A 13,710-nucleotide genomic window follows, 5' to 3' on the forward strand; every position below is an offset into this window, starting at 1 on the left:
TAAGATGTTAAATTTTTCCCTGCTTTTTGTACGATAAATAAAAAATATCTATATATTTCAAAATGATAGTAAATTTAAAAACCTACCGCTTTGGTGGTATTTCATCTAATACCCCCCGTGAGAGTCCCCCTTCGCCTTGATCGTTATCAATTCTCACCATCTTTCATAGCGTTACCTTCGCTGCAAATCAGCAATGTCGATTTAGAGAGCCACAGGCTCCACACAGGAGATACCCGATGAGCAAATTTTTGGACCGGTTTCGCTACTTCAAACAGAAGGGTGAAACTTTTGCCGATGGGCACGGCCAGGTTCTGGATACCAACCGGGACTGGGAAGACGGTTACCGTCAACGCTGGCAGCATGACAAAGTTGTCCGCTCTACCCACGGCGTAAACTGCACTGGCTCATGTAGCTGGAAGATTTTCGTTAAAAACGGTCTGGTGACCTGGGAAATGCAGCAGACCGACTATCCGCGCACCCGCCCGGATATGCCGAACCACGAACCGCGCGGCTGCCCGCGTGGCGCCAGCTACTCCTGGTATCTCTACAGCGCCAACCGTCTGAAATACCCGCTGATGCGTAAACGCCTGATGAAAATGTGGCGTGAAGCGAAGGTTCAGCACAGCGATCCGGTTGATGCGTGGGCATCCATCATCGAAGACGCCGACAAAGCGAAAAGCTTCAAGCAGGCTCGCGGTCGCGGTGGCTTCGTTCGTTCCTCCTGGAAAGAGGTGAACGAGCTGATTGCGGCTTCCAACGTCTACACCGTGAAAACCTACGGTCCTGACCGCGTGGCAGGCTTCTCGCCGATCCCGGCGATGTCGATGGTCTCCTACGCCTCCGGTGCGCGCTATCTTTCGCTTATCGGCGGTACCTGCCTGAGCTTCTACGACTGGTACTGCGACCTGCCGCCTGCGTCTCCACAGACCTGGGGCGAGCAGACCGACGTGCCGGAATCTGCCGACTGGTACAACTCAAGCTACATCATCGCCTGGGGCTCTAACGTTCCGCAGACCCGTACCCCGGACGCGCACTTCTTTACCGAAGTGCGTTACAAAGGGACGAAAACCGTTGCGGTGACCCCGGACTACGCGGAGATCGCGAAGCTGTGCGACCTGTGGCTGGCACCGAAGCAGGGTACCGATGCGGCAATGGCGCTGGCGATGGGCCACGTTATGCTGCGCGAATTCCACCTCGATAAGCCAAGCCAGTACTTCACCGACTACGTGCGTCGCTACACCGACATGCCGATGCTGGTCATGCTCGAAGAGCGTGACGGCTACTACGCGGCGGGCCGTATGCTGCGCGCGGCGGATCTGGTGGACGCCCTGGGCCAGGAAAACAACCCGGAGTGGAAAACCGTCGCCTGCAACAGCAACGGCGAGCTGGTGGCGCCAAACGGCTCAATCGGCTTCCGCTGGGGCGAGAAGGGCAAATGGAACCTGGAGCAGCGTAACGGCACTACCGGCGAAGAGACTGAACTGCGCCTCAGCATGCTGGGCAGCCAGGATGAGATCGCCGATGTTGGCTTCCCGTACTTTGGCGGCGAAGGCTCCGAGCACTTCAACAAGGTTGAGCTGCAAAACGTCCTGATGCACAAGCTGCCGGTTAAGCGCCTGCAGCTGGCCGACGGTTCTACCGCGCTGGTTACCACCGTCTATGACCTGACCATGGCCAACTATGGCCTGGAGCGCGGTCTGAACGACGAAAACTGCGCGACCGGCTATGACGACGTGAAGGCTTACACCCCAGCCTGGGCAGAGCAGATCACCGGCGTGCCGCGCGCGCAGATCGTTCGCATCGCCCGCGAGTTTGCGGAAAACGCCGATAAGACCCACGGCCGTTCAATGATCATCGTCGGGGCCGGTCTGAACCACTGGTATCACCTCGATATGAACTATCGCGGTCTGATCAATATGCTGATCTTCTGCGGCTGTGTCGGTCAGAGCGGCGGCGGCTGGGCACACTATGTGGGCCAGGAAAAGCTGCGTCCGCAGACCGGCTGGCAGCCGCTGGCGTTTGCCCTTGACTGGCAGCGCCCGGCACGCCACATGAACAGCACCTCCTACTTCTATAACCACTCCAGCCAGTGGCGCTACGAGACGGTTACCGCCCAGGAGCTGCTGTCGCCGATGGCGGATAAATCCCGCTACAGCGGCCACCTGATTGACTTCAACGTCCGCGCTGAACGCATGGGCTGGCTGCCGTCCGCGCCTCAGCTGGGAACTAACCCGCTGCGCATTGCAGAAGAGGCGAAGAAGGCGGGGATGTCGCCGGTGGATTACACCGTTAAGTCACTGAAAGAAGGCTCAATTCGTTTCGCGGCTGAACAGCCGGAAAACGGTAAAAACCATCCGCGTAACCTGTTCATCTGGCGCTCAAACCTGCTGGGCTCTTCCGGTAAAGGGCATGAGTACATGCTGAAATACCTGCTCGGTACCGAAAACGGTATCCAGGGTAAAGATCTCGGCAAGCAGGGCGGCGTGAAGCCGGAAGAGGTGGAGTGGAAAGACAACGGTCTCGACGGCAAGCTGGATCTGGTGGTGACCCTCGACTTCCGTCTGTCCAGCACCTGCCTGTACTCCGACATCGTGCTGCCAACCGCGACCTGGTACGAAAAAGACGACATGAATACCTCGGATATGCATCCGTTTATTCATCCGCTGTCTGCGGCCGTTGACCCGGCGTGGGAATCAAAAAGCGACTGGGATATCTACAAGGACATCGCGAAGAAGTTCTCCGAAGTCTGCGTGGGGCACCTGGGCAAAGAGACCGACGTGGTCACGCTGCCGATCCAGCACGACTCCGCTGCCGAACTGGCGCAGCCGCTGGACGTGAAGGACTGGAAAAAAGGCGAATGCGACCTGATTCCGGGCGTAACCGCGCCGCACATTATTCCGGTAGAACGCGACTACCCGGCGACCTACGAGCGCTTTACCTCTATCGGCCCGCTGATGGAGAAAATCGGTAACGGCGGGAAAGGGATCGCCTGGAACACCCAGAGCGAAATGGATCTGCTGCGCAAGCTCAATTACACCAAAGCGGACGGTCCGGCCAAAGGCCAGCCGATGCTGAATACGGCGATTGATGCGGCAGAAATGATCCTGACCCTGGCACCGGAAACCAACGGCCAGGTTGCCGTGAAGGCGTGGGAAGCGCTGAGTGAATTCACCGGCCGCGACCACACGCATCTGGCGCTGAACAAAGAAGACGAAAAAATCCGCTTCCGCGATATTCAGGCGCAGCCGCGCAAAATCATCTCCAGCCCGACCTGGTCTGGCCTGGAAGATGAGCACGTGTCCTATAACGCCGGCTACACCAACGTTCACGAGCTGATCCCATGGCGCACCCTGACCGGCCGTCAGTCGCTGTATCAGGATCACCAGTGGATGCGCGACTTCGGTGAAAGCCTGCTGGTTTACCGTCCGCCTATCGACACCCGCTCCGTGAAGGCCGTGATGGGTGCGAAATCTAACGGTAACCCTGAGAAGGCGCTGAACTTCCTGACGCCGCACCAGAAGTGGGGTATCCACTCAACCTACAGCGACAACCTGCTGATGCTGACGCTGTCGCGCGGGGGCCCAATCGTCTGGATGAGCGAGACGGACGCCAAGGATCTGGGTATCGAAGATAACGACTGGATCGAAGTGTTCAACAGCAACGGTGCCCTGACGGCACGTGCAGTGGTGAGCCAGCGCGTACCGGCCGGGATGACCATGATGTACCACGCGCAGGAACGTATCGTGAACCTGCCGGGTTCAGAGATCACCGAGCAGCGCGGCGGTATTCACAACTCCGTGACGCGTATTACGCCGAAGCCAACCCACATGATCGGTGGCTACGCGCAGCTGGCCTACGGCTTTAACTACTACGGCACCGTAGGATCGAACCGCGATGAGTTCGTGGTGGTACGTAAGATGAAGAATATTAACTGGTTAGACGGTGAAGGTAATGACCAGGTACAGGAGAGCGTAAAATGAAAATTCGTTCACAAGTCGGCATGGTGCTGAATCTGGATAAATGCATCGGCTGTCATACCTGCTCGGTCACCTGTAAAAACGTCTGGACCAGCCGTGAAGGTATGGAGTACGCCTGGTTCAACAACGTGGAAAGCAAGCCGGGCACCGGCTTCCCGACCGACTGGGAAAACCAGGAGAAGTGGAAGGGCGGCTGGATCCGTAAAATCAACGGCAAGCTTCAGCCACGCATGGGTAACCGTGCGATGCTGCTGGGTAAAATCTTCGCCAACCCGCATCTGCCGGGCATCGACGATTACTATGAGCCGTTTGATTACGACTATCAGAACCTGCACAACGCGCCGGAGAGCAAGCACCAGCCGATCGCCCGTCCTCGCTCGCTGATCACCGGCCAGCGCATGGACAAAATTACCAGCGGTCCAAACTGGGAAGAGATTCTGGGCGGCGAGTTCGAAAAACGCGCCAAAGACCAGAACTTCGAGAACATGCAGAAGGCGATGTACGGCCAGTTCGAAAACACCTTCATGATGTATCTGCCGCGCCTGTGCGAGCACTGCCTGAACCCGGCGTGCGTGGCGACCTGCCCGAGCGGTGCCATCTACAAGCGTGAAGAAGACGGTATCGTGCTGATCGACCAGGACAAGTGCCGCGGCTGGCGTATGTGCATCACCGGCTGCCCGTACAAAAAAATCTACTTCAACTGGAAGAGCGGTAAGTCTGAGAAGTGCATCTTCTGCTACCCGCGTATCGAAGCCGGTATGCCGACCGTTTGCTCTGAGAGCTGCGTAGGCCGTATTCGCTACCTCGGCGTGCTGCTGTATGACGCGGACGCGATTGAAAATGCCGCGAGCACCGAGAACGAGAAAGATCTGTATCAGCGTCAGCTGGACGTCTTCCTCGATCCGAACGATCCGAAGGTTATCGAACAGGCGCTGAAAGACGGCATTCCGCAGAGCGTGATCGACGCCGCGCAGCAGTCTCCGGTGTACAAAATGGCGATGGACTGGAAGCTGGCCCTGCCGCTGCACCCGGAATACCGCACGCTGCCGATGGTCTGGTACGTGCCGCCTCTGTCTCCGATTCAGTCTGCGGCCGATGCGGGTGAACTGGGCAGCAACGGCATTCTGCCGGACGTGGAAAGCCTGCGTATCCCGGTTCAGTACCTGGCAAACCTGCTGACCGCAGGGGATACCCAGCCGGTACTGCTGGCGCTGAAGCGCATGCTGGCGATGCGCCACTTCAAACGCGCGGAAACCGTTGACGGCGTCAACGATACCCGCGCGCTGGAAGAGGTCGGCCTGACCGAAGCGCAGGCGCAGGAAATGTACCGTTACCTGGCGATTGCCAACTACGAAGACCGTTTCGTGGTGCCGAGCAGCCATCGTGAACTGGCGCGTGAAGCCTTCCCGGAAAAAAGCGGATGTGGCTTTACCTTTGGCGACGGTTGCCACGGGTCAGACAGCAAGTTCAACCTGTTTAACAGCCGCCGCATCGACGCCCTTGATGTGACCAGCAAAACGGAGCCGCACCAATGATTGAACTCGTCATTGTTTCGCGTCTGCTCGAGTACCCTGATGCTGCGCTTGCGCAGCATCAGCAGGAACTCTTTGATGCACTCGCGTCATCTGAAAACCTGGATAAAGAGGATGCCCAGCGCCTTGGCGTTTTCCTCCGCGACCTGTTAGCGCGCGATCTTCTTGATGCGCAGGCGGACTACAGCCAGCTGTTTGACCGTGGACGTGCGACGTCGCTGCTGCTGTTTGAACACGTTCACGGTGAATCCCGCGACCGTGGTCAGGCAATGGTGGATCTGATGGCCCAGTACGAGCAGCACGGTTTGCAGCTCGACAGCCGCGAGCTGCCGGATCATCTGCCGCTGTACCTGGAGTATCTGGCGCAGCTGCCGAAAGAGGAGGCGCTGGGTGGCCTGCAGGACATCGCGCCGATTCTGGCGTTGCTCGGCGCGCGCCTGCAGCAGCGTGAGAGCCGCTATGCGGTCCTGTTCGATCTGCTGGTGAAGCTGGCTAATGCCTCGGTCGACGGTGAAAAAGTGGCGGAAAAAATCGCGGATGAAGCCCGCGACGATACCCCGCAAGCGCTGGATGCGGTCTGGGAAGAGGAGCAGGTGAAATTCTTCGCGGACCAGAACTGCGGGGAATCTGAAATCTCAGCCCACCAGCGTCGTTTTGCCGGAGCGGTTGCTCCGCAATATCTGAATATCTCTAACGGAGGACGGCACTAATGCACTTCCTGAATATGTTCTTCTTTGACATTTACCCGTATATCGCGGGCACCGTATTCCTGGTGGGAAGCTGGCTGCGTTATGACTACGGCCAGTACACCTGGCGTGCTGCCTCCAGCCAGATGCTGGATCGCAAAGGGATGAACCTGGCGTCTAACCTGTTCCATATCGGGATTCTGGGGATTTTTGCGGGGCACTTCCTGGGGATGCTGACGCCGCACTGGATGTACGAAGCGTGGCTGCCGATTGAAGTGAAGCAGAAGATGGCGATGATCGCCGGCGGTGCCTGCGGCGTGATGACCCTTGTGGGTGGCCTGCTGCTGCTGAAGCGCCGTCTGTTCAGCCCGCGCGTGCGTGCTACCACCACGGGAGCGGACATCCTGATCCTCTCCCTGCTGATGGTGCAGTGTGCGCTGGGTCTGCTGACCATACCGTTCTCCGCGCAGCATATGGACGGCAGTGAAATGATGAAGCTGGTGGGATGGGCGCAGTCAGTGGTGACCTTCCACGGCGGTGCATCTGAGCATCTCGACGGCGTGGCGTTTATCTTCCGCGTTCACCTGGTGCTGGGTATGACCCTGTTTGTGCTGTTCCCGTTCTCTCGTCTGGTCCACATCTGGAGCGCGCCGGTGGAGTACATGACGCGCAAGTACCAGATTGTGCGCGCACGTCGCTGATTCACTTTTCTGATACAAGCCCCGCCCTGGCGGGGCTTTTTTTTGTTCCGGCTTGGCCTTTCAGGGCGCTTAACGCTGAGTGACGCATGTCTGGCACGACTCATCCTTCCCCGCAATGGAAGAACATAAGGCATTGTGCTTTAGGGTAGTATTGGAATCTTTGGAAGTGATGGTGGTGGGGGAAGGATTCGAACCTTCGAAGTCGATGACGGCAGATTTACAGTCTGCTCCCTTTGGCCGCTCGGGAACCCCACCACGGGGTAATGCTTTTTACTGGCCTGCTTCCTGTTGGAAGCGGGGCGCATCATATCAAATGAGGCGCCCCTGTAAAGTATTCCTTTAGGGAAATGAAGTTGTTTGCCTGCTTTTTATCCGTAAAGGCGGAAAGCTAATCAATTCATTTTCCGAAGGATTAAAGAATAATCGTTCTGTTGCCGTAGACAAAGACGCGCTGGGCAAGCACCTGATACAGCGCACGGCTCAGGACGTTCTTCTCGACGTCGCGCCCTGCGCGCATCATATCTTCCGCCGTGTAGGTGTGGTCCACGTGAATGACGTCCTGCATGATGATTGGGCCTTCGTCCAGATTATCGTTCACGTAGTGGGCGGTCGCACCGATGATCTTCACCCCGCGCTCGTACGCCTGGTGATACGGGCGTGCACCAATAAAGGCTGGCAGGAATGAATGGTGAATGTTGATGATCTTGTTCGGGAAGCGTGCCACGAAGGACGGCGTCAGTACGCGCATGTATTTGGCCAGCACGACGTAGTCCGGGTTATGCGCCTCAATGGCCTGAGCCATCAGGTTGTCGTGTTCTTCACGGGTATGGCCTTCATGGCTCACCAGCTCGAACGGAATGTCAAAACGTTCAACCAGGGTACGCAGCGTCTCGTGGTTGCCAATAACGGCGGCGATTTCAACGTCCAGTCCGCCATAGTTGGCCTTCATCAGCAGGTCGCCCAGGCAGTGCGCCTCTTTGGTGACCAGAATCACAATGCGGCGACGGCCGGCCGGATTCAGCTCGCGTACCGAGCCTTCCGGCAGGGCGCTATCCAGATCGGCAAGCAGGGTGGTGTCGTTGAAAATGCCTTCCAGCTCGGTGCGCATAAAGAAGCGACCGGTACGGTGGTCAACGAACTCGTTGTTCTGCACGATATTCAGTTCATGTTTGTAACAAATGTTAGTAATTCGTGCGATAAGCCCTTTTTGATCGGGACAAATAGTGCGCAGAACTTTACGTTGTAATGATTGCATCGCCGGGAAATCCTGTTTAAGTATTTGCGAAGTCTGAGTTGTCAGGCATTGCTGCCGCAACACTTTTTAAATTTTTTACCTGAACCGCAGGGGCAGGGATCGTTACGACCGAATTGCGGGCGTGTACCGTCAATATAATACCATTGCCCGCTTTCCTTTAAGAACCGGGAACGTTCAATGATGGCTCCCGGTTTGTTTTGCTCGCTGAAGCGGGCGACAAAGCTGACATAGCCTTCGTTATCATCACGGCCGGGAGCGGCGTCAAAGACGGTGAGGCCAAGCCAGGTCGTGTTGGCGAACCCGGCTTCAATCTCCTGACGGAAATCGGCCGCCTGGCAGGACGGGTGCCAGGTGTTAATCAGGTAGTCTGCGTTTTTGATCACAAAAGCAGCATACCGCGAGCGCATAAGGTGTGACGGGTCTGGTGCAACCTGCTCGCCAGAAAGATATCGCTGGCAACATAGGCTATACTCCAGAGCGCTACCACAGGGGCAGAGTTGAGACACGATTCTCTTCCTGGAACAAAAAATAAGGCGTTAAACGCTTAAGGTAGCACCATGTTAACTGAGCAGTTGCGTTGACGCTATGTCGGGAATCCAGGGGAAGTAAAACAGGGCTAATGAGAAAGGTAAAAATTGGACTGGCGTTGGGCTCAGGTGCCGCCCGGGGTTGGTCACATATTGGCGTTATCAACGCCTTAAACAAGATGGGGATTGACGTTGATATCGTTGCAGGTTGTTCTATCGGGTCGCTGGTCGGGTCCGCTTACGCCTGCGGCAAGCTCCCGGAGCTCGAAAGCTGGGTGCGCTCTTTTCGCTACTGGGATGTGCTGCGCCTGATGGATCTCTCCTGGCAGCGCGGCGGGCTGCTGCGCGGGGAACGCGTGTTCAACCAGTTCCGCAAGATTATGCCACACGCTGACTTCAGCCACTGCCATATGCCATTTGGTGCCGTTGCCACCAACCTCAGTACGGGCCGGGAAATATGGCTCACCGAAGGGGATATTCACCGTGCCGTACGCGCCTCCTGTAGCATACCGGGCTTAATGGCTCCCGTGCCGCACAACGGCTACTGGCTCGTTGATGGCGGAGTAGTGAATCCCGTGCCCATCTCGCTGACGCGTGCTATGGGGGCAGATATCGTCATTGCCGTGGATTTACAGCACGATGCCCATCTTATGCAGCAGGATCTGATGTCGGTTAATCTGCAGGGCGATGAGGCAGAAACAGAGAAACTGGCGTGGCATGCGCGTCTGCGCGGCAGAATAGGGCGTCTGGCCTCCCGTCGTGCGGTAGCCGCGCCTAACGCCGTCGAAATCATGACGACCTCCATTCAAATCCTTGAGAATCGCCTGAAGCGAAACCGTATGGCGGGCGATCCTCCGGATATTCTTATTCAACCCTATTGCCCACAAATCTCTACTTTAGATTTCCACCGGGCTGAAGCCGCCATTGCAGCGGGCTCGTTAGCCGTCGAAAAGAAAATAGATGAACTGTTGCCTTTTGTGCGTACAGCACGTTAAGCACTTTTTTGATTACTTCAGCAAAATCTGACAGGCGATAGTACCAATAGCATGCCACTATTGAGTAACTGTCAGCCAGGGGAGGAACCATGACACAGCCATTGGCCGGAAAACACATTTTGATAGTTGAAGACGAGCCCGTTTTCCGATCGCTACTGGATTCGTGGTTATCCTCACTGGGTGCAACCACGTCCCTTGCCGAAGATGGCGTCGAGGCGCTGGAAAAAATGGCCAGCATTACGCCTGACCTGATGATCTGTGATATCGAGATGCCTCGCATGAACGGCCTGATGCTGGTGGAGAACCTGCGTAACGAAGGGGATCAGACCCCCATTCTGGTTATCTCCGCCACCGAGAATATGTCGGATATCGCCAAAGCGCTGCGTCTTGGGGTGCAGGATATCCTGCTCAAGCCCGTCAAGGATTTAAACCGTCTGCGTGAAACGGTGCTCGCGTGCCTGTACCCTAATATGTTTAATTCCCGGGTTGAGGAAGAAGAACGTTTATTCCAGGACTGGGATGCGTTAGTCAGTAATCCCCTCGCGGCCGCAAAGTTGCTTCAGGAACTTCAGCCGCCCGTGCAGCAAAATATTTCTCATTGCAGGGTAAATTATCGCCAGCTGGTAGCGGCTGACCAGCCGGGACTGGTGCTGGATATTGCACCGTTATCAGATTCCGATCTCGCCTTTTATTGTCTGGACGTCACTCGGGCGGGAGATAACGGCGTTTTGGCTGCCTTATTGCTGCGCGCGCTGTTTAATGGTTTGTTACAGGAACAATTATCCCATCAGGGGCAACGGCTTCCTGAGCTAGGCAGTTTACTCAAACAGGTTAACCAGCTTTTCCGCCAGGCGAATTTACCGGGTCAGTTCCCGCTTCTGGTTGGCTATTATCACAGCGGGTTGAATAACCTTATTCTGGTATCGGCAGGGTTAAATGCCACGCTGAATACCGGAGAACATCATATTCAGGTGAGTAACGGCGTACCGTTGGGGACGCTGGGAAATACTTACCTTAATCAAATTAGTCATCGCTGCACCTCATGGCAGTGCCAAATTTGGGGTGCGGGTGGACGGTTACGCTTAATGTTGTCCACGGAGTAAGCAATCGGATTTTATTTTTCAGATTGCTTTACCTGTGTTTTTGCCGGCGGTGCTACTATCGCTGCAAGTTTCATGCGTATTTGTCTTAATTGATCGGCAACGCGTCCTTTTCAGACCCGTATTAGTGGCTGAGACTGTATACTCAACGCGTTATTCAATGCATAAAAGTTCAAAACTTGAACAATTCAGGAGAATTTCAATGGCTGCCCTAAATTCGAAAGTCAGAAAGGCCGTTATCCCGGTGGCGGGATTGGGTACCAGGATGTTGCCAGCGACGAAGGCAATCCCAAAAGAGATGCTGCCTCTGGTTGATAAGCCATTAATCCAGTATGTCGTGAATGAGTGTATTGCTGCAGGTATCACCGAAATTGTTCTGGTGACGCATTCATCTAAAAACTCTATCGAAAACCATTTCGATACCAGTTTCGAACTTGAAGCGATGCTGGAAAAACGCGTTAAGCGTCAGCTGCTGGAAGAAGTTCAGTCTATTTGCCCTCCACACGTTACCATTATGCAGGTTCGCCAGGGCCTGGCGAAAGGTCTGGGCCATGCGGTACTGTGCGCGCATCCGGTAGTGGGTGATGAGCCCGTTGCGGTAATCCTGCCAGACGTCATTCTGGACGAATACGAATCCGATCTCTCCCAGGAAAACCTGGCAGAGATGATCAAACGCTTCGACGAAACCGGCAGCAGCCAGATCATGGTTGAGCCAGTCGACGACGTTACCGCTTACGGTGTGGTTGACTGCAAGGGCGTAAACCTGCAGCCGGGCGAAAGCGTGCCGATGGTTGGCGTTGTAGAAAAACCGAAGGCTGACGTTGCGCCGTCTAACCTCGCTGTTGTAGGCCGCTATGTGCTCAGCGCAGAGATTTGGGCGCTGCTGGCGAAAACCCCTCCGGGTGCTGGTGATGAAATCCAGCTGACGGATGCCATTGATATGCTGATCGAGAAAGAGACTGTAGAAGCCTACCATATGAAAGGTAAGAGCCATGACTGCGGGAATAAACTCGGTTATATGCAGGCGTTCGTTGAATACGGTATTCGCCACAACAGCCTGGGTGAAGAATTTAAAGCCTGGCTCAAAGGTAGCGTGGGTATTAAGTAATAATCCTCCAGCCTGCTAAACAAGACCGGTGCGGCGATGCTCACCGGTTTTTTTATACCTGCCGTGCGGTATTTGTCACCGCGATTGTCAAGGACGTTAAATAGTGCGCATCGCAATATGACAGAGTGTAAGGAGATGTACGGGAAAATATGGCAGGCATAAAAAATCCCGCTCAGGGCGGGATTTTCAGAATCTTTCCAGATTAATCCTTGATAAGGAAGTCATCCAGTTGTTTGCCTTGCTCGTCCATTGCTTTCTTGATAACAGCAGGAGTACGACCCTGACCGGTCCAGGTTTTCTCTTCGCCGTTCTCATCAATGTAGCAATATTTTGCAGGGCGTGCAGCGCGTTTTGCTTTGGTGCCGGTTTTCGCTGCTGCCATGCTGTTCAGCAATTCATTTGGATCGATACCGTCAGCAATCAGCATTTCGCGATACTGTTGCAGTTTACGCGTACGTTCTTCGATTTCAGCAGCGGCTGCGCTTTCTTCTTCACGACGTTCGTTAACTACAACTTCTAATTTTTCCAGCATTTCTTCAAGCGTCTCAAGGGTACATTCTCTTGCCTGCGCACGAAGAGTACGGATGTTGTTCAGAATTTTAAGTGCTTCGCTCATTGTAGTAATCTCAAACTTATAATGGGGGTGGGTTTGTTGTCCTAATAATAGAGCGTTAATTTGACTTGTGCAATAGGCCGGAATGTAAGGAATTCAAAAAATACAAAATAAACGACGCTATTATTAATTACGCTATCTTAAATTTCATTGCTTGTCTGACCTGTCAGATATCGATGCAAACGGCAAAAAACTCGTCATTTGCATGTTTGTTTTGTGACTTTTCCCGCAGGAATTATAGTTGCGGTTGATAAATATCAGCCTTTTGTATTACTCCGGGAAAGCGCAGCCAGAACGAAAATAGTTAATAAATAGTGAATTTTAAAGCACGAACAATCCAGTATAAAAAGAAGTGTTATCACTTACGTTGCGCTTGTCATATTGTCATTGCTATATGCCTTTACTGCCTGTTTTAACGCATTATTTTACGCAGAATGCTGAGGGATTAACCGCTGCTCAAAGGCCCCGAACGTGCGGTCTGGCGCAGATGCAGGTACGAAATATGGTACAATGAATCATCGGGAATATTACACATTGATTAGGATTTTTCGGCCAATGGCACAACTTTATTTCTACTATTCGGCAATGAACGCAGGGAAATCGACGGCGTTACTGCAATCCTCATACAATTATCAGGAACGTGGCATGCGTACCGTTGTGTACACCGCTGAAATCGACGATCGCTTCGGTGCCGGGAAAGTGAGTTCACGAATAGGGCTATCGTCGCCTGCAAGGCTGTTTAACCCTGCAACGGATCTGCTTGAGGATATTCGTACCGAGCATGCGGCTAAGCCTGTACACTGCGTGCTGGTCGATGAAAGCCAGTTTTTGACCCGAGAGCAGGTCCATGCGCTTTCAGACGTTGTGGATGAACTGGATATTCCCGTGCTGTGCTACGGATTACGTACCGATTTTCGTGGAGAGTTATTTGCCGGAAGTCAGTATCTGCTCGCCTGGTCAGATAAGCTGGTTGAGCTGAAAACGATTTGTTTCTGCGGTCGTAAGGCCAGCATGGTGCTTCGCCTTGACCAGTCGGGCAAACCCTACGCTGATGGCGAGCAGGTGGTGATAGGGGGCAATGAGCGCTATGTCTCGGTGTGCCGCAAGCATTATAAAGAGGCGCTGGTCGTAGGCTCGCTGACGGCACTACAGGGCGACAGCCGGAAATAACAGAGCTGCTGTTATTCAGATATAAAAAAACCCGCCGCTGGCGGGT

The 13,710-nt window shown here is 54.5% G+C and carries 11 protein-coding genes and 1 tRNA gene; 8 read left to right on the forward strand and 4 right to left on the reverse strand.

Features of this window, described 5'->3' with window-relative positions; all coding sequences use genetic code 11:
* Positions 1-236 precede the first annotated feature (236 nt).
* Genes IM304_RS17770 through narI form a run of 4 tightly spaced genes read left to right on the forward strand, consistent with a single transcriptional unit; the run spans position 237 to position 6,896 of the window.
* The gene (locus tag IM304_RS17770) at positions 237-3,980 is read left to right on the forward strand and encodes a nitrate reductase subunit alpha (RefSeq protein ID WP_176610135.1); all 3,744 of its coding nucleotides are present in this window, start codon (positions 237-239) and stop codon (positions 3,978-3,980) included.
* Entirely contained in the window at positions 3,977-5,512 is a 1,536-nt protein-coding gene (gene narH / locus IM304_RS17775; protein ID WP_148419624.1) for a nitrate reductase subunit beta, read from the forward strand. The genes IM304_RS17770 and narH overlap by 4 nt, the downstream gene beginning before the upstream one ends.
* Positions 5,509-6,219, forward strand: coding sequence for a nitrate reductase molybdenum cofactor assembly chaperone (gene narJ / locus IM304_RS17780; RefSeq protein ID WP_148419625.1), 711 nt, complete (start codon positions 5,509-5,511; stop codon positions 6,217-6,219). Before narH ends, narJ begins: the two co-directional genes overlap by 4 nt.
* Positions 6,219-6,896 carry a respiratory nitrate reductase subunit gamma gene (narI, locus tag IM304_RS17785; RefSeq protein ID WP_193356432.1) on the forward strand — a complete coding sequence of 226 codons (678 nt, stop codon included), beginning with the start codon at positions 6,219-6,221 and terminating at the stop codon, positions 6,894-6,896. Before narJ ends, narI begins: the two co-directional genes overlap by 1 nt.
* Positions 6,897-7,066: 170 nt before the next feature.
* On the opposite strand, the gene IM304_RS17790 is transcribed toward narI, so the two are convergent.
* The 3 genes from IM304_RS17790 to IM304_RS17800 form a co-directional block, all read right to left on the reverse strand.
* Positions 7,067-7,151 (reverse strand) — tRNA-Tyr (locus IM304_RS17790).
* A 157-nt stretch (positions 7,152-7,308) separates the two neighbouring features.
* A complete protein-coding gene (gene purU / locus IM304_RS17795) occupies positions 7,309-8,151 on the reverse strand; it encodes a formyltetrahydrofolate deformylase (RefSeq protein ID WP_063452241.1) in 843 nt (280 codons plus the stop codon).
* Positions 8,152-8,192: 41 nt separating this feature from the next.
* Positions 8,193-8,657 carry a YchJ family protein gene (locus tag IM304_RS17800; protein ID WP_148419627.1) on the reverse strand — a complete coding sequence of 155 codons (465 nt, stop codon included), beginning with the start codon at positions 8,655-8,657 and terminating at the stop codon, positions 8,193-8,195.
* Between the two features lie 113 nt (positions 8,658-8,770).
* Here IM304_RS17800 and rssA point away from each other — a divergent pair, with 113 nt between their 5' ends.
* The 3 genes from rssA (at position 8,771) to galU (ending at position 11,881) form a co-directional block, all read left to right on the forward strand.
* Entirely contained in the window at positions 8,771-9,673 is a 903-nt protein-coding gene (gene rssA / locus IM304_RS17805) for a patatin-like phospholipase RssA (RefSeq protein WP_193355321.1), read from the forward strand.
* 89 nt (positions 9,674-9,762) lie between these two features.
* Positions 9,763-10,776 (forward strand): two-component system response regulator RssB, encoded by a 1,014-nt coding sequence (rssB, locus tag IM304_RS17810; RefSeq protein WP_193355320.1) that lies wholly within the window; start codon positions 9,763-9,765, stop codon positions 10,774-10,776.
* Positions 10,777-10,975: 199 nt separating this feature from the next.
* Positions 10,976-11,881 (forward strand): UTP--glucose-1-phosphate uridylyltransferase GalU, encoded by a 906-nt coding sequence (gene galU, locus IM304_RS17815; RefSeq protein ID WP_148419630.1) that lies wholly within the window; start codon positions 10,976-10,978, stop codon positions 11,879-11,881.
* Between the two features lie 202 nt (positions 11,882-12,083).
* On the opposite strand, the gene hns is transcribed toward galU, so the two are convergent.
* On the reverse strand, positions 12,084-12,497 hold the full coding sequence (hns, locus tag IM304_RS17820) for a histone-like nucleoid-structuring protein H-NS (RefSeq protein WP_193355319.1): 414 nt from the start codon (positions 12,495-12,497) through the stop codon (positions 12,084-12,086).
* Positions 12,498-13,049: 552 nt separating this feature from the next.
* Between hns and tdk the strand changes: the two genes are divergently transcribed.
* Entirely contained in the window at positions 13,050-13,664 is a 615-nt protein-coding gene (tdk, locus tag IM304_RS17825; RefSeq protein WP_176610140.1) for a thymidine kinase, read from the forward strand.
* Positions 13,665-13,710 lie beyond the last annotated feature (46 nt).

The organism is Enterobacter cloacae complex sp. P40C2 (genome assembly GCF_014930695.1).
GTDB lineage: Bacteria > Pseudomonadota > Gammaproteobacteria > Enterobacterales > Enterobacteriaceae > Enterobacter > Enterobacter pasteurii.